This window comes from Gilliamella sp. B3464 (assembly GCF_026536145.1).
In the GTDB taxonomy this organism is placed as follows: domain Bacteria; phylum Pseudomonadota; class Gammaproteobacteria; order Enterobacterales; family Orbaceae; genus Gilliamella.
The window spans coordinates 20,135-36,589 of sequence record NZ_JAFNOQ010000005.1; the positions used below are offsets into that span (position 1 = coordinate 20,135).

16 protein-coding genes are annotated in these 16,455 nt (G+C 32.5%); 10 read left to right on the forward strand and 6 right to left on the reverse strand.

Annotated features, from left to right (window positions below; all coding sequences use genetic code 11):
* Window positions 1-155 precede the first annotated feature (155 nt).
* Together J3U57_RS06940 and J3U57_RS06945 are read left to right on the forward strand one after the other, a co-directional pair.
* Window positions 156-596, forward strand: a complete 441-nt coding sequence (locus J3U57_RS06940; protein WP_267344145.1) for a hypothetical protein — start codon at window positions 156-158, stop codon at window positions 594-596.
* Between the two features lie 412 nt (window positions 597-1,008).
* The gene (locus tag J3U57_RS06945; protein WP_065632932.1) at window positions 1,009-1,215 is read left to right on the forward strand and encodes a hypothetical protein; all 207 of its coding nucleotides are present in this window, start codon (window positions 1,009-1,011) and stop codon (window positions 1,213-1,215) included.
* Between the two features lie 5 nt (window positions 1,216-1,220).
* On the opposite strand, the gene J3U57_RS06950 is transcribed toward J3U57_RS06945, so the two are convergent.
* Window positions 1,221-1,430, reverse strand: a complete 210-nt coding sequence (locus tag J3U57_RS06950; RefSeq protein ID WP_065632933.1) for a hypothetical protein — start codon at window positions 1,428-1,430, stop codon at window positions 1,221-1,223.
* A 1,052-nt stretch (window positions 1,431-2,482) separates the two neighbouring features.
* On the opposite strand from J3U57_RS06950, the gene J3U57_RS06955 reads away from it, so the two are divergent.
* Both J3U57_RS06955 and J3U57_RS06960 read left to right on the forward strand, forming a co-directional pair.
* Window positions 2,483-2,863, forward strand: a complete 381-nt coding sequence (locus tag J3U57_RS06955) for a helix-turn-helix transcriptional regulator (RefSeq protein WP_065632876.1) — start codon at window positions 2,483-2,485, stop codon at window positions 2,861-2,863.
* Window positions 2,864-3,521: 658 nt separating this feature from the next.
* Window positions 3,522-3,944 carry a hypothetical protein gene (locus tag J3U57_RS06960; protein WP_267332802.1) on the forward strand — a complete coding sequence of 141 codons (423 nt, stop codon included), beginning with the start codon at window positions 3,522-3,524 and terminating at the stop codon, window positions 3,942-3,944.
* 439 nt (window positions 3,945-4,383) lie between these two features.
* On the opposite strand, the gene cmoB is transcribed toward J3U57_RS06960, so the two are convergent.
* A complete protein-coding gene (cmoB, locus tag J3U57_RS06965; protein WP_267344144.1) occupies window positions 4,384-5,352 on the reverse strand; it encodes a tRNA 5-methoxyuridine(34)/uridine 5-oxyacetic acid(34) synthase CmoB in 969 nt (322 codons plus the stop codon).
* A 36-nt stretch (window positions 5,353-5,388) separates the two neighbouring features.
* Entirely contained in the window at window positions 5,389-6,159 is a 771-nt protein-coding gene (gene cmoA, locus J3U57_RS06970; protein WP_267332804.1) for a carboxy-S-adenosyl-L-methionine synthase CmoA, read from the reverse strand.
* A gap of 32 nt (window positions 6,160-6,191) precedes the next feature.
* On the opposite strand from cmoA, the gene J3U57_RS06975 reads away from it, so the two are divergent.
* Together J3U57_RS06975 and rnd are read left to right on the forward strand one after the other, a co-directional pair.
* Complete coding sequence (locus tag J3U57_RS06975; RefSeq protein ID WP_267344143.1) at window positions 6,192-7,340, forward strand: metallophosphoesterase; 1,149 nt, start codon at window positions 6,192-6,194, stop codon at window positions 7,338-7,340.
* A gap of 19 nt (window positions 7,341-7,359) precedes the next feature.
* Entirely contained in the window at window positions 7,360-8,451 is a 1,092-nt protein-coding gene (rnd, locus tag J3U57_RS06980; protein WP_267344142.1) for a ribonuclease D, read from the forward strand.
* Window positions 8,452-8,476: 25 nt separating this feature from the next.
* On the opposite strand, the gene J3U57_RS06985 is transcribed toward rnd, so the two are convergent.
* Together J3U57_RS06985 and J3U57_RS06990 are read right to left on the reverse strand one after the other, a co-directional pair.
* On the reverse strand, window positions 8,477-9,100 hold the full coding sequence (locus J3U57_RS06985) for a TRIC cation channel family protein (protein WP_267344141.1): 624 nt from the start codon (window positions 9,098-9,100) through the stop codon (window positions 8,477-8,479).
* On the reverse strand, window positions 9,097-9,789 hold the full coding sequence (locus J3U57_RS06990) for a 5'-methylthioadenosine/adenosylhomocysteine nucleosidase (protein WP_267344140.1): 693 nt from the start codon (window positions 9,787-9,789) through the stop codon (window positions 9,097-9,099). The genes J3U57_RS06985 and J3U57_RS06990 overlap by 4 nt, the downstream gene beginning before the upstream one ends.
* Window positions 9,790-9,890: 101 nt before the next feature.
* Between J3U57_RS06990 and J3U57_RS06995 the strand changes: the two genes are divergently transcribed.
* Both J3U57_RS06995 and J3U57_RS07000 read left to right on the forward strand, forming a co-directional pair.
* A complete protein-coding gene (locus tag J3U57_RS06995; protein WP_267344139.1) occupies window positions 9,891-10,661 on the forward strand; it encodes an SDR family oxidoreductase in 771 nt (256 codons plus the stop codon).
* Window positions 10,662-10,687: 26 nt separating this feature from the next.
* Entirely contained in the window at window positions 10,688-11,557 is an 870-nt protein-coding gene (locus J3U57_RS07000; protein ID WP_267332810.1) for a co-chaperone YbbN, read from the forward strand.
* 205 nt (window positions 11,558-11,762) lie between these two features.
* Here the strand turns inward: J3U57_RS07000 and map are convergent, their stop codons facing one another.
* Entirely contained in the window at window positions 11,763-12,551 is a 789-nt protein-coding gene (gene map, locus J3U57_RS07005; RefSeq protein WP_065634177.1) for a type I methionyl aminopeptidase, read from the reverse strand.
* 215 nt (window positions 12,552-12,766) lie between these two features.
* Here map and rlmC point away from each other — a divergent pair, with 215 nt between their 5' ends.
* Together rlmC and J3U57_RS07015 are read left to right on the forward strand one after the other, a co-directional pair.
* Window positions 12,767-13,960, forward strand: a complete 1,194-nt coding sequence (gene rlmC, locus J3U57_RS07010) for a 23S rRNA (uracil(747)-C(5))-methyltransferase RlmC (RefSeq protein ID WP_267344138.1) — start codon at window positions 12,767-12,769, stop codon at window positions 13,958-13,960.
* 297 nt (window positions 13,961-14,257) lie between these two features.
* Window positions 14,258-16,453, forward strand: coding sequence for a TonB-dependent hemoglobin/transferrin/lactoferrin family receptor (locus J3U57_RS07015; protein WP_267344137.1), 2,196 nt, complete (start codon window positions 14,258-14,260; stop codon window positions 16,451-16,453).
* The last annotated feature ends 2 nt before the right edge of the window (window positions 16,454-16,455 follow it).

A 16,455-nucleotide genomic window follows, 5' to 3' on the forward strand; every position in this document is an offset into this window, starting at 1 on the left:
AGGTTCGCATTTTTACTTTATATGCTTCTATTTTTGATTTTTTTATTTGTTTTTTTGTTTTATTTTGAGATAAAAGAATTTTGTTCGTCTTTTTAATTGATCCTAATTGTTAAATCACCTACTATTGATACTCAATTTATAGGTAATGGAATGATATGAATAAAAATATAATTATTGGACTAGTGTGTTTAGTCATGTTTGGATGCAGTGAAAATAAAGTCACCGAACAAATGCTTGTTGGTAGTTGGTCTTGTGTTTCGAATTTGAAGTCAGCTAAATGGCGTAATGGCGCTTTTGAGGATTATGGCGAAGTTAAAACTGAAAAGGGCAATATTCATTATCTGTTAGAAGGTGGCCAACTTTTATGGAAAACAGAAACAGATTCACACCCCTTTGATTTAAAAACTTTTTATGATAAACCTAAGCAGCTAAAAATAGCTCATGGCGGAATAAGAACTGTTCATAAAAGTATTGAGTATTATTCACAGAATAAATTTAAAATGGTTAATGTCTTTGAAACCATTTATCCAGAAGATAGCCTAAACAATCATAGAGAAAAAATTGAGTTTGAATGCTTACGTCGTTTAAATATATAAATGGTATTAAGATCGAGACGATCTTTTATGTTTAATAATCCAGTTTGGTGATTGTTTATCAGCTAAAATTGCTTAATAATTTCGTTAATTAAAGGTTGTTAAAAAATCAATTGATAAAGGTAGACTTCAGGTAAACGTATCTTTGAGCAAACTAATTCCAATTTTACTATTAAAATTGTTGTCATTTAATTAGTTCAAAAAATTTATCATGAATTAATAATGCTTGCAAATCAGATTAATTTTATTATTTTTAATAGATTACATTTTTATATTACTATTTTGCTTTTGATATCCAACCGAATGGAACAAAATAAAGTTAATACCAAGCTTGATTTTTTATTGAAACCGCGTTTATATAGTAGTGATAAGTAATGTGCTTATCGCAAACATAACCTTACTGGAGAAGCTTATTATGGTACAAAAATTTGCTGCATACGGTAGTGATGTTTCAGCTGGCACTTATAAGTGTGCCGACTGTGGTTATATTTATTCAAACCAAAGTAAGAAATCTTTACCACCTTGCCCTGATTATAATAAAAAGCCGCATAGCAAAAATGGTTGGTATGTGTTGTCAGGTCAAGGTGATTCTGTGAAAGATCCTCATCCAAATAAAAAATAATTGTTTTACGTTTCATCAAAAGGTAACCAATTTGTGTTACCTTTTTGATTGTTTGCTTGCTCGTTTAATATTTGTTGTTTTAATGGCTCAAGCAAATCACGAAACCAAAACAGCGCTATGTCTTTATCCCGTTCCCTTAAATTCAGATTTTCAGTAATAACTCTTGAAAGTAATTCAGCCCGTTCAATTGTTTTTATTTTTTCTAACTCATCCATTATTTATTACCCTTTTACTGCATTTCTATACAGTTAATAATAATTACCTTTCCGACCAACTGTTAGTTGATAATATTATTGATTAATCAGAATGTTATAAATTTTTCTGGTTATTTAACAAAATGTCATTTTAGCTAACATTAACGATACATTTGGATCGGTTTTACTAATGTTGTTTTAAAAATCACTTTCAGAACAGACCTTTAAAAAAAGCCATTGTTTGGCTTTTAACCTAGACTAATCTGCATTTACACTATACCGTTAATTTTTTATTTTTGCTATCCCGATAAATTCAAAAAAGTCGGTGTTTGGTTAAAATAAATGTGTGAAAAGATCGTTTAATTTTATTAAAGTTATATATCTTTTAATTAGTTATAATACTAACGGTTTCCAATTATTTTTTATTAAACATTTTTCTTAGAAAAAATAAAGTGAGTTTAATTTGCATTTTTAGAATTGGTTTATCTTTTCAAATGATTAATTAATGGATAAATATATCGTATATTTTTTCAAATAAGCATATTATGATGGTTATGAGATGCCAGTAAAATGGAGCATTATAAAAAACGTCTTTAATAATTTTTTTCGAAAAATTAACTATTCATAATTTTATACCCAGTTTTTAGATTAAATTTATTAATTTGTAAAAAATTAGTATTGGCTTATTCCATAATTTAGTGCTTAAATATGCGTTATGACTCATAATGGATCCTTGAGTAAGTTAAGTAAAGGATTATATACTTTAGACTTTTATGGATAAACTCAGTCATGTAGCTTATGGTTATTTTCTATTCGGCTTGTTCGTGAATCATATTCTTCACGGATATATTTTGCCTAATCAGCATTCATGCCTATATCCAAACAAGTTTGTCAATCGTAATATAACTCGCTGAAATAGAGATTGAAATTGATGTCATCATGGTGCATTATTCCTAGCTAATTGTAATTTATGATTGTGTTTTAATTTAACTTACAAAGTTAAATTGAATATAAAATTATATTAGTTTGAGTTTAATGTTTTTTTAATTATTTTTATCTGAGCTTAATTTATTATGAGTATTAATTTTAATTCTGGTGGAGCTAAAGTATTAGATAGAATCATTGAGGCTTATGGTTTTCGATCCAAAGTTGAATATAGCAATTATTTGGGTACATCTGCTGCAAGCTTATCCATTCGTTATAAACGAGATTTGTTTCCTTCTGATTTAGTCATTAAATGTATGGACGAAACAGGTGCATCATTACAATGGTTAGCATATGGTCAAGGAGAGTTTAATCAGATGGATACGGATAAAGAAGTGGTTATATATGATAAAATTTTAGATAAACTAGAGCGGCTAATAGCCTTTAAAGAAAAAGGTGATATCACACCGCAAGAGTATAACGAATTGAAAAGGGCACTTATCAAAATGGGTGATGTAAATAATGAATAGTGATTGAAAACTATTAAATAATCATCTCTTATTTAAAATAAAACATTCCAATTCAATGCTAAAATAATTTTTTTAATTTTTTATTTGATAACATGACATTATAAGATGCCCACCATATTTAATTCTTTTGCTAGCTAGTCAATTTCAAATTTGTTTTTTATTTAGTTGATGTTAGATGAGTTGAATATTATCAATCATTTAAATAAGGCAAATAATCTAATTCATTTAATTTGGACTAGCTATCGATTTTGCTAACTTTTTCTTCATTTTTATGATATTAGCTTAGTTATAATAGAATTGATTAATAATCGCCTAGCGTGTTATTTTATTTAACTTTGTAGTCTTATTCCAGCTTGATAGAGATGAACGTTTAGCTATGCTGTATATATTAACATATTGAATATATTTAAAAATTAAAGACAATTGATTTAAGCAAATCTCTATCATTAGATATCTTATTAAGATCAATTGCACAATAAAAATAGGGTAAGTTAATTAAATACTTTTTTTATAAAAAATTTTGTGTAAGATAATCATCGAATATATTAATGAATAGAATATATTGATAATAATCAGCAGTTAATAGAACACTTACTAAAAATAGTGAATGAGCATTTTTTATCGGGTAAGATTAAATAATACTATAAGGGATAGCACAATGAAAAAATTAGCGAAATCAGCAGCGATATTGATTGGATTATTGATGTTTTCATCAGCTTATTGCGATGAATTACCGCCAGTATCTAAAGTAAGTTCGGCTATTGTTAATAGTGCAAAAAAATCGATTTTAGGTGAAAACGGTAAGTTTCCATATAAGACGGCAGATGGTACCGAATTAACCAATATTAGCGCAAATAGTAATAACATTATATTTGAGTATAAAATTCCCGCAGATAGCCAAACCCTACCCGTACAGGATCTTTCTGATTATTTTAGAGTTCAGCTTAAAGATGAATTTTGTAATAAGCAAGATGTTGTCAATGTCTTAAGTTTTTATGATATTCGTTTTTTATTTCGTTTTCAGTATTCTGATGATCGTAACGTACCAGCTACGCTATCGATTAAAGAAATTTGTCAGTAATATTCTTAGTTAAGAATGCGTTAGCTAATCGCTATTGGATAAGCTTTAATAAAATAATGCCCATATTTTGTAAAAGTCTTATCCAAACATAACGTATTTATTGATACCACTTCCTATTCCACATAAAAGCCCAAACTGGCTACTAGCGTATTGGTTTTCGCCAAATCTACATCGTTAATATGTTTAAATAAGGATTGACTAACTGCTCATCAAAAACTCATTTTTCAAGTTATAAATCATGTATTGTAATATCATTCACAATATTCATCTATTACTGCTGGGTAAGGCAAAAGATCGCAGTCAGGCAATGACTATTACCGCATTATTGCGAATCATTTATTGTGCCAATTGTTAGTCATTGTCAATTAATTAGTCATTTTAAAGAGACATTTTGATTAACACTCATCATCACTATTTGTGTCTATTATTGGTTTGTAGACTAGTTTTTAGCAGTAAATACTGCCCGCATTGGGGCAGGATAGCCTTCTACGGTTTTGGTTATGTCATTGGGATCTAAAAAATCAGCCAGTGAATCAGATGTCATCCATTCTGTTTTACGTTGTTCATCCAAGCTAGTAGTCGAAAGATCAACAAGCTTAACTTCGGTAAAACCACATTTATTGAGCCAGTTAATCATGGTGGGTACTGATGGAATAAAATAAACATTACGCATCTGAGCATAACGTTCACCGGGCATTAGCGCTTGATGCAGCTCACCATCAATGACAAGTGTTTCTAATACTAATTGTCCACCCTTAATTAGCTGATCTTTTAATTGATAGAGATGATCAAGCGGGGAACGGCGATGATATAAAACGCCCATTGAAAATACGGTATCAAAAGCATTGAGTTTGGGTAACTCTTCAATACCTAGTGGTAATAGGTGGGCTCGCTGGTCATTACCTAATAATTTACGGATTGCTTCAAATTGGCATAAATAAAGCGCCATTGGATCAATGCCCACAGCTAATTTGGCTCCAGCACCAATCATACGCCATAAATGATAACCACTATTACAGCCAACATCTAAAACTGTTTTACCTTCTAAGGTATCAATATGATTGATTAATCGTTGCCATTTCCAATCTGAACGCCACTCGGTATCAATATAAATATCATATAAATTAAAAGGTCCTTTACGCCAAGGCATCATGGTTTTTAATAACTGCGTAATCCGTAATTGTTCGCCATTAGTTAGCGGTTGTTCGGTTTTTGCTGTGACACTATGCAATAAATCAATTTGATAAGGCGTGATAGACGGTAGATGCTTAATACTGTTGAGCCATTGATTAAAGCGATTATCAATGTTTTGTTTTTGCCAATTGGCTAGTTGTGCCGGTAAAACCTCAAGCCAACGACTCAGTTTACTTTTTGCGATTATCTGGTAAAAATCACCAAAGTCGATCATGTGTTATTCCTTGTTATCTGTGTTTGCATTTATACATTATTTGATTGCGATAATAGATCCAAAATTAAAACACTGGAACCAAGTGTCTATATGATTAAACCCTGCCTGAGATAAGCGTTTTTTATGCGTTTTGATCGAATCGGTCAGCATCACATTTTCTAACATGTTTCGTTTTTGACTAATTTCAAGTTCGCTATAGCCATTCGCACGTTTAAAGTCATGATGCATATTGAACAGTAATTCATCAATAGTTGGATCACTAAAACTAAATTTTTCAGAAAGGACCAAAATACCATTAGGTTTTAATGCTTGATAGATATTATTTAAAACACGTTGACGATTGTCTGGGGTTAAAAATTGTAAGGTAAAATTAAGTACCACCATTGATGCATTTTGCATACTAATATTGCAAATATCATCACAGATGACTTCAACAGGAACTTTAGCTTTGTATGCTTCGATGTGTCGTTTACAACGTTCAACCATGGGTTCGGAATTATCTACTGCAATAATACGACAATTAGCATGATTGATATTACGTCGAATAGAAAGAGTAGCCGCACCTAAAGAGCACCCCAAATCATAAACTGTTGAATTTGGTTGAACGAATCTTTCTGCTAACATGCCAATCATTGAGATAATATTAGAATAACCAGGAACCGAACGTTGCACCATATCAGGAAAAACTTCTGCAACCTTTTCGTCAAATGTCCAATCGCCTAATTTATCAATGGGTGTCGAAAATAATTGGTCTTTTTTGATATCCATAAAAGTTATTGGTACTATAGAAATTAATTCTGTTATCATACCATTTTTTAGGTTCAATTGTTCGGGTAATTATGAGTTTTATTGCGCTTATTGCCATAGTTGTTAGCATTCTGATCGCTATCTATTTAGGCAAACGTTGGCAATTTTGGTTTAAATGTCATCCACGTGGTGTATATCAAATTGCTTATTGGTTTTTTGTTGGTATCGCGAGTTTATCTTTAGTACTTTCAAAGATATTTGATAGTTTGTCTACTTATTGGCTGCCTTTATTGGCGAATGTTACTTTCGGTTTAATTATCTGCGCTATTTTTGTCACTTTATTATTTGATATTGTGCATAAACTTATTAAAAATAAATTTAGCCCCAATTTAGCGACCAAAATTATCTATATCATTTGTGTTCTCGCACTATTTTGTTATGGCCATGAGATGGCTTTCGAATCTAAAATTGTTAATTATCAAGTTAAAATTAATAAACCGGCTAATGTTGATCATTTACGTATTGTTCAGCTTACAGATATTCATATCAATGAATTAACTACGCATAGAATGATTCAACAAATGGTTGATAAAGTGAATAGTTTGAATGCCGATTTTATTGTTATTACTGGTGATACGTTAGATAAACGTTTAAAACCATTTATTGAGCAAGATTTTTATAAACAATTTCAGCAATTAAAATCAAAATATGGTACATATATCATTTTCGGTAATCACGAATATTTAGGTACAAAGGAACCGAATAATCGTGAACAAGATATCATTAATGCCTTTCAACAAGCGAATATGAAAGTGTTAAAAGATGATATAGTTTATCTGGATGATGTCGGTATTAACCTGGTTGGGCGCGATGATTTTTCATCTGCGTTATATGATGTAAAACGGGCTTCTTTATCTGACTTGATGATGTTTACTGATACGCAAAGCCCAGTTATTTTATTGGATCATCAACCGAAAGATTTAGTTGAACCTGCTTCGTTAGGAGTGGATTTAATGATTTCAGGTCATACTCATGGTGGACAAGTGTTTCCTATTAATTTGCTCGTTGCGGCAATGTATAAAAATGCCCACGGCATCTATCAAGATAATGAGAAACCTTTTGTTAGTATTGTGAGTAGTGGTTATGGTCTTTGGGGACCGCCAATTCGTTTAATGACGCGTTCTGAAATCGCAGTTATCGATATCGATTTTGCTAAACAACCAGCATCAAGCACTAACTAAACTAATTAGGAAACAGACCTTGCCATATCAATTTATTACCAATAATGCGCAGTTAAATCAATACTGCGTAAAAATTGCCAATAGCAATGCAATTGCTTTGGATACAGAATTTGTGCGCACTCGGACTTTTTATCCTCATTTAGGATTGTTGCAAGTGTTTAATGGTGAATATGCTGCCCTGATTGATCCGCTAGCAATTACTGATTGGCAGGCTTTTTTAGCTATCTTAAATAATCCTACTATTGAAAAAAATTTTCATTCTTGCAGTGAAGATATTGAAGTCTTTTTACACTTTTTTGGTTGCTTGCCAACGCCAATTATTGATAGCCAAATATTCGCTTCGTTTTTAGATAATCCAATAAGCAGCGGTTATGCCAGCTTAGTTAACAAATATTTAAATGTTGAATTAGATAAAAGTGAAACGCGTACAGACTGGTTAAAACGTCCATTAACTGAAAAGCAATGTAATTATGCTATTAATGATGTTTTGTATCTATTCCCTTTGATGAATTTACTTAAAACGCAATTAACGAAACAAGGTTATCTAACGGCAGCCTATCAAGAATGCCAAACTGTAATTAAGCGTAAGTGCGAAATCATTAATCCAGACGATGCTTATCTTAATATCAAAAACAGTTGGCAACTAAAGGGCAAAAGTTTAGGTCAATTATATAAACTGGCTCGTTATCGTTATAATACCGCTAAACAAAGCGATATCGCTTTAAATTTTGTCGTGAATGAAGAAACACTATTTAAAATAGCGCGTTATTCGCCAAGTTCCTTGGCTGAACTTGATAAATTAGGTATGAATGGCAAGGAAATACGGTTATATGGACAGGCTATTTTAGCTATTTTATTAGAACCTATTCCAGACATTCCACCTATTCGTCGAGTGAACTCTTACCCTAACTACAAAAATATTGCAGATAAATTAAAACAAGCAGCACAAGATATTGCTGAGCATACTGGGTTAAATCAAGATTTGTTATTATCAAGACGATTAATCAATCAGTATGTTAAATGGCAAATAGATAAAACCGAGGCTTTACCTGATATTTTATCTGGTTGGCGAAAGCCTTTATTTGAAAAATATATCGCGAATGAGCAGTAAAAGTTCAAGAGTATTGTGATGGCGATTATTTTTTTAATCCAACTATAGGTAGTGTTAAATTACGATAAATCGCTAATAGGCGAATAATAAGTGTCACTGAAATACCGAGCAGGGTGGATATCTCTAACGGCAAATTAAGTCCGTTATAAGCAATGACATGTGTTGTTCCACCGATTATGCAGGCAGTTGCGTAGATATCAGTTCTAAAAACCATAGGAATATCTCTGGCAAGTACATCTCGTATAATTCCACCACCAACACCTGTCATAACGCCCATACACACAGCAATTAGGCTATTGACTTGAGAGTCAATAGCTTTGTTTACCCCAATACCGACAAATACAGCAAGACCAATTGCATCTAATACCGAAAATAACCATTTAGGAATAGTAAGGGTTGATGAATAACGCAACAACAACATGGTTATTAGTGAGGCGATAATAGCAACATATAAATCTGTTGAGTCAGTTATCCAAAAAATCGGTCCATGATTTAACACCATATCTCGAATAGTTCCACCGCCAATAGCGGTAATAACAGCTAAAACAAGTGCACCAATTGGATCCATCTCTTTTTTTGCGGCTAACAATACGCCAGAAATAGCAAATACAATAGTGCCTAAAAGGTCAAACCAAAAAAGGTAACTCACGCAAGTTCACTCAACATTGATTCTACAATCAACGATGACTGTGCAGAAGCAAGTTTTAAAAATGATTGAAAATCAATTGCTGATTCATTATCACCATTATCGGAAATTGCTCGCACCACAACAAACGGCACCTTAAAAAGCCAACATACATGACCAATTGCTGCAGCTTCCATTTCAACAGCAATTGCATCAGGAAAGGTTTGTTTTATTCTATCTAAATGGTTTTTACCATTAATAAATGCATCGCCACTACCAATCGAACCTACAACTGCATTGACGCCATGTTTTTTTATGCAGTTTTCAGCAAGTAATTGATATTTTTCAGCAGATTCAAAGGTGGCAGGGCAGCCAGACATTTGTCCTGGTAGGTATCCAAAAGCAGTTAAATCAACATCGTGATAAAAAACATCCTGTGACACAACAATATCGCCAATATTAAGTTTAGATGATAATCCTCCTGCTGAACCCGTATTAATAACGGCATCGACGTTGTAATTATTCAATAATAATGTTGTGCCCGATGCTGCTGCAACTTTACCGATACCGGATTGGAGCAATACAATGTCACAACCGGCAATTTGACCTAAATGAAAATCACATCCTAAATGGTTTTCTACACGATAGTGATTGATTTTAGTTTTTAATATAGCAACTTCTTCTTCCATTGCGGCAATAATCGCGATTTTCATTTAATCCTCTTAGCTTTGATTAACTCACTTAAATTTAGATGTGCTATCATAATTGCAGAGGATTAACTTGACAATATATCATTACAAAGGAGTGACCAAATTTGCGAACAATATTTATTACCGGTTGTTCTAGTGGTATTGGTTTGATTTCAGCGATTGCTTTAAAAAAACGTGGATATCGCGTTATTGCATCGTGTCGTAAAGCGTCTGACCAGAAAAAACTTATTGAGCAAGGGTTTGAAACAGTATTACTTGATTTAGATAACCCTGAATCAGTTAAACAGGCAGCAAAAGAGGTGTTAACATTAACTGACGGTAAATTATATGCATTATTTAATAATGCAGGTTTTGGTGTTTATGGTCGGTTAAATACCATTAATCGTGAGCAATTAGAAGCTCAATTTTCAACCAATTTTTTTGGTGTTCACCAGTTAACCCAATTACTGCTTCCTGCAATGCTTGAACAAAATGAAGGCCGAATTATTCAAACAAGCTCTATTGTGGGCATCGTAGCAACCCCTGGTCGAGGGGCTTATTCTGCAAGCAAATATGCGTTAGAAGCATGGTCAGACGTATTAAGATTAGAATTATATAAAACCAATATTAAAGTTTGTTTAATTGAACCAGGTCCCTTAAAAACCTATTTTTCCAGTAATGTTAATCAAACTGAAAAAAATAATACTATAGAAAATCCACCTATTGCTAAACGATTTATGCTTCTTCCTGAAGCGGTATTACCTTATTTATATCATGCATTAGAGAGTAATAAGCCAAAAATTCGTTACAGGGTAACAAAAGTCACTAAACTTGCTGCTTTCGCTAAACGTTTGCTTCCCGATAGATTAATGGATAAAATTTTATCTAATAAATAATAAGCCGAAAAATTTAGGAAACATTTATGCAAAACCAATTTATTTTTGATGTGAATGAACACAATATTCAAGCAATTATTGAAAAGTCATCGCTATCACCGGTATTGTTTTACTTTTGGTCTGCACGAAGTCCAGAACACGAAACAATGACACAAACACTAACAAAATTAGCAAACGAATTTAATGGGCAATTTATATTAGCAAGTGTCAATTGTGATGAACAGCAAATGTTGGCGGCTCAATTTGGTTTAAGAGCAATACCAACTGTGTATCTATTTCAAAACGGCCAACCTGTAGATGGTTTTCAAGGACCGCAATCAGAGCAAGTGATAAGGGATTTTTTAGCTAAAGTATTACCAAATGAAGATGAATTAAAATTAATCGAAGCACAATCATTATTCAATGAAGCTAAATATGAACAAGCTTTACCTTTGTTAAGACAAGCTTGGAAAGCCTTGACCGATCATCTAGGTAAGCCAAGATCTGATATTGCACTAATGCTTGCTAAATCGCAAATAGAACTCAAACAATTAAGTGAAGCAAAAGAGGTACTTAGTACCATTCCATTGCAAGATCAGGATTCCACTTTTCATGGTTTACAAGCAGAAATAGAACTACTCGAACAAGCAGCTAATTCACCTGAATTACAATTGTTGCAAGCGCAATTAGCTCAACATCCCGATAATATAGAATTAATGATTCAATTGTCTTCTCAATTAATGCAGGTAGGGCGTCATGAAGAAGCGTTAGAATTATTATATCAACCGCTGACCAAAGATCTCAATGCTGGAGATGGGCAAGTGAAAAAAACATTGCTGGATCTATTAGCGGCTCTTGGTACCAGTAATCCTCTGGCAAGTGCTTATCGACGTAAACTTTATACATTATTATATTGATAGATAAAGTGTATCGAAAAAGATCAATATTTATTGCTATCTATTGTTTTATTGACTTTAATCATTAACAGTATAACTAACTAATAAAGTGAATTGTTTGGTATTGGTTAGTTAAACAATAGATAGCGAATAAAAAATGGTGGTTTGCTAAAAATAATAAGTAATGAAAGATTCAACAACTGTATCATTGTTGAATCTTTTTTATTTAGTGTTCAATAATGCGAGGAAAGTTTTCATCTTTGCGTAAGGTTAACACTTCAACGCCGTTATCGGTGACTAAAATAGTATGTTCATATTGTGCAGAAAGACCATGATCTTTTGTTTTAACTGTCCAACCATCTTTCATTGTGCGAGTACGCCAATCGCCGGTATTAACCATTGGCTCGATAGTGAAAGTCATTCCCGGTTTTAAAATCACTCCGCCATCGTCAGCATCATAATGTAATACCTGTGGTTCATCATGATAGACATTACCAATACCATGACCACAATATTCTCTAACTGATGAAAAACCGAATTTTTCAACATATTTTTGAATCGTTTTACCAATTTCTTTTAAACGAATACCAGGCTTAATAATTTTTATTGCTTCATATAAGCTTTCTTGAGTGACTTGACATAATTTTTCACCGGCAATGGTCGGTTTACCCGCAATATACATTCGTGAAGTATCGCCATGATAACCATCTTTAATAACAGTGACATCAATGTTAAGAATATCACCATCCTTAATTTTTTTTTCAAAACTTGGAATGCCATGACAAACTACATCATTGATTGAAATACAACTAGTATGTTTATAGCCACAATAACCAATATTGGCAGGAATTGCTTTTTGAACATTAACAATATGCTCATAACAAATTTGGTCAAGTTCACCTGTACTTATACCGGGTTTAACATAAGGTTCAACTATTTCTAATACTTCAGCGGCAAGTTTACCAGCTATACGCATTTTTTCGATTTCATCGGGAGTTTTTAACTTGATAGACATTAATTCGTTCCTATAATATTAACGGCATTATCCTATCATATACCGGTATTTCGTCAAATCATAGCTATTAGTATATTTACAATGAATCGAAAAATGTTGAAATGTTTGGTAAAAAAATTAAGGTAAGCTGATGTTTTAGTATAAAATTGAATAGAAATTATCACTCATAAAAAATTATCAATAAAATATACATTAAAAAAATAGGTTTTATCATCATGCAATGTCGCTATTATCAGCAAAAAAAGTGTTTATCGTGTCCATGGATTGAACGACCTTATCAAACACAACTCGATGAAAAACAACAACAATTGATTAAACAATTAACACCTTTCCAACCGTTAGAATTAAAAGCGCCTTTTGCCAGTGAACAAAAAGGGTTTCGTAATAAAGCAAAAATGGCAGTACTTGGAACAGTTGAAAAACCAATCTTAGGTATACAACACCAGGGACAAGCTGTTGATTTATGTGATTGTCCACTTTACAGTGATAGCATGCAAAGCATTCTTAAAATTGTACGTAGCTATATTCGTAAACAAGGAATAGTTCCCTATAATATTAATAAACGAAAAGGTGAATTGAAATTTATTATTATTACTGAAAGTGCTAGTAATAATCAAAACAGTTATATGTTGCGATTTGTCCTAAGATCCTCAAAATTTGTTGAACAAATTAAAAACACAATCAGTCAGTTACAAAATTACATACAAAATTTACACGTAGTATCAATTAATATTCAACCTAATCATGCCGCAATTTTAGAGGGTGAACAAGAATTGGTTATTACTGAAAATCCATATTTACCAATAAAATTAAATAATATTGAACTCTATATCAAATCGAAAAGTTTTTTTCAAACTAATACCTATGTTGCTGAAAATCTGTATAAAACTGCAAGTGACTGGGTCACTCATTTACCAATTAACTCTATTTGGGATCTTTTTTGTGGGGTAGGTGGTTTTGGGTTAAGTTGTGTGACAAATATTGATCATACTATCTGCAATGACATTAAGTTAACAGGGATTGAAATCAGCAGTGATGCAATTGAATGTGCCAATAAATCTGCTCAAAAACTTGGGTTTAAACATTTAACTTTTAAATCACTCGATGCAACTCAATATGCCATTAATCAGCACGATATTCCTGACTTAGTGTTACTCAATCCTCCTCGACGTGGGGCAGGTAAAACGCTTATGCAATATTTAGAACAGGTTGAGCCAAATTACATTTTATATTCGAGTTGTCATTTGACGTCATTAGTAGATGATTTAAATGAATTATCTAACTATAAAATCTTAAAAACTCAATTATTTGATATGTTTCCACATACCTCTCATATGGAAATATTAGTCTTATTACAAAAAAAAATTAGTTTTCCCATAGCCAGTTCTCAATTTTCTTTATGCTATTAACCACGCATTATTAATGGTAATTATTTTTCATCACTTTTATGAACGTTATACAAATTACCATTTTTATTGCACGACTACTTCTATTTTATTAAGCACAAAGCATTTTTATATAACCTATTAATTTGATTGAATATAATTTATATATCGGCACATGATAATCATTATCATATGTAAATGGTAATTATTATCATTGATAATTTTAATTAAATTTGTTAGATTAAAAAATAAAAAATGATAATTATCAAATATTGGAGCAATAGTTAATATAGTTCATATGGATAGGGTTTTTAAAACAGGATGAAAGTAAATAAAGTATTGTTAACTATTCTGGCTGCTTCAATGACATTTCAGGTTTATGCTGAAAATGATGATTTAGATACCATTACGGTAACAGCTAGTCGACAAAAGAAAGCAAAATTGGCCATTCCCGAAACGGTTGATGTGATTAATAAAAAAAATATCGAAGATCATCAAATGTCAACAATGGAAGATGTAGTTCGCTATCTTCCCGGCGTTACTGTTAGCAGACAAACCTCGGGGACTGATCCTTTTGGTAATTTAGGTGGAATTAGAATACGAGGAATGACAGGTAACCGCATACAAATGCAAGTTGATGGTGCGAGAGTCATAGAAGGGTTACAAGATGGCAACCGTAATTTTATCGATTTATCAACAATAAAAGCGGTTGAAATTGTTCGTGGTCCGGGCTCTGTATTATGGGGAGCGGACGCACTGGGCGGTGTGGTTGCCTTTAAAACATTAGATCCAAGTGATTTATTGCAGAATAAGCCTTATGCAGTGCAAATTAATGGTGCTTATGATAGTTTAAATAAACAAAATACTAAAACGGGTATGCTTGCTTTCGAATTAATGCCAAATTTAGAAGCTTTACTAAGTTTTAGTCGGCGTGATTATCAAGAAGCTAAGTTAAGAAAAGCTAAAGCTAATGGGGGAATTTGGGGGTGCCCAAGAGGGGATGAAGCCATCGGATGTAATAAACTTAATCCATTAGATGCTAAAGCAGAAAACCTGTTATCTAAGTTGGTTTTCCATAATGATAACCGCGAAACAAAATTAACTTTTGAACATTTTCGTTCAAACTCTTATGTAAAACAGCTGTATGATTATGGTTTGCAATCTTCGGGAACCTTTAATGGCGACTATAAGCGCACTCAAATACAAACACGAAAACATTATGCCATTGATGATACGTGGTCACCTTCGGTAAATTTTGTTGATCAAATAAAAACAGTGATTTCTTATTCACCCCAAGAGCGATATTTAAAATCTCATCGTGAACAGAGAGATAAGAAAAATAAACCTATCTATACTTATACTACTAATGATTATAAAGAGAAGTTTTTACAGTTTGATTTACAATTAAATTCTAGCTTTGATTTTTTAGATACAGCGCATGATTTAGTTTATGGTTTTCAAGGTGATATAACCCGCAGCCATTATCGTAATGAGAGCACTAAAAATGGTGTAAAAACAATTGGTGGCGGATTTAACTTTGCCAATGCAAAAACTCGTCGAGCAGACATCTATCTTCAAGATGAATTTCATTTAATTACAGAGCGCTTTAAAATCAAACCGGGGTTACGTTATGCCACTTATGAAATCAAACCCAATATTGATGATTACTATGTGGTGATTAAAGACAAAGAGCCTCGTAAATTGACTTCACATCGTTTAATCCCACAACTCGGTACACTTTTTTCCATTACTGATCAATATTCAATTTATGCACGTTATGCCGAAGGTTTTAAAATGCCAACGGCGCAACAGCTATATACCTCATTACCTTCGTCTTCAATGAATTTGATTCCTAATCCTAATTTAAAACCCGAAAAAGTAAAATCGTATGAGACGGGGTTACGCGGTGATTTTTTAGAAGGCTGGTTTAGTTTTGGTCTATTTAAAGCCAATTATAGTAATTATATTAAAAACTTTATTCAGGTTGGGCCTAAAGATTATACCTACAAAAATTTATCTAACGTTAATATGTGGGGGATAGAGTCATCTGCTGAGTGGCATTTTCTAGAGAATTGGTCTTTGAACGCTTCGGCCTCATACCAGTATGGTAAAAAGCAATCTTCACCTGGCGAGAAAAAATCTTACTTTAACGAAGCGATGCCTTTACAAGGTAATCTTGGCATTAAATGGCATCAACCCGACCTTAACTTAGATAGTGAGATTGTGAGTTCGTTTTCTAAAGCGGTTAGCCATGTATCAAAAGATGACGAGACAGCAGGCGACGTATTTAAACCTCAAGGGTATGCCATTTATGATGCCTATTTTAATTGGCATCCTAATCAACATATCACGTTAAGAGCCTCAGTCTTAAATATTTTCGATAAACGTTATTTTAAATGGCCTATGTTCAGTACTTATTATAAAGATCCGAAAGATAATGTGAAAGCAACCAATCCATTGGAATTGCAAACCGCACCGGGACGAACATTTGGTTTTGATATAGCGGTTAGTTTCTAAAA

What these genes read in the sequence shown, in the direction of transcription:
- map (WP_065634177.1), bottom strand. Translation starts at nt 12,551, where the DNA reads ATGTCTATCAAGTTAAAAACTCCCGATGAAATCGAAAAAATGCGTATA.
- J3U57_RS06990 (WP_267344140.1), bottom strand. Translation starts at nt 9,789, where the DNA reads ATGAAAATCGCGATTATTGCCGCAATGGAAGAAGAAGTTGCTATATTA.
- J3U57_RS07015 (WP_267344137.1), top strand. Translation starts at nt 14,258, where the DNA reads ATGAAAGTAAATAAAGTATTGTTAACTATTCTGGCTGCTTCAATGACA.
- cmoB (WP_267344144.1), bottom strand. Translation starts at nt 5,352, where the DNA reads ATGATCGACTTTGGTGATTTTTACCAGATAATCGCAAAAAGTAAACTG.
- J3U57_RS06960 (WP_267332802.1), top strand. Translation starts at nt 3,522, where the DNA reads ATGAAAAAATTAGCGAAATCAGCAGCGATATTGATTGGATTATTGATG.
- J3U57_RS07000 (WP_267332810.1), top strand. Translation starts at nt 10,688, where the DNA reads ATGCAAAACCAATTTATTTTTGATGTGAATGAACACAATATTCAAGCA.
- J3U57_RS06975 (WP_267344143.1), top strand. Translation starts at nt 6,192, where the DNA reads ATGAGTTTTATTGCGCTTATTGCCATAGTTGTTAGCATTCTGATCGCT.
- cmoA (WP_267332804.1), bottom strand. Translation starts at nt 6,159, where the DNA reads ATGATAACAGAATTAATTTCTATAGTACCAATAACTTTTATGGATATC.
- rlmC (WP_267344138.1), top strand. Translation starts at nt 12,767, where the DNA reads ATGCAATGTCGCTATTATCAGCAAAAAAAGTGTTTATCGTGTCCATGG.
- J3U57_RS06940 (WP_267344145.1), top strand. Translation starts at nt 156, where the DNA reads ATGAATAAAAATATAATTATTGGACTAGTGTGTTTAGTCATGTTTGGA.
- J3U57_RS06955 (WP_065632876.1), top strand. Translation starts at nt 2,483, where the DNA reads ATGAGTATTAATTTTAATTCTGGTGGAGCTAAAGTATTAGATAGAATC.
- J3U57_RS06945 (WP_065632932.1), top strand. Translation starts at nt 1,009, where the DNA reads ATGGTACAAAAATTTGCTGCATACGGTAGTGATGTTTCAGCTGGCACT.
- J3U57_RS06950 (WP_065632933.1), bottom strand. Translation starts at nt 1,430, where the DNA reads ATGGATGAGTTAGAAAAAATAAAAACAATTGAACGGGCTGAATTACTT.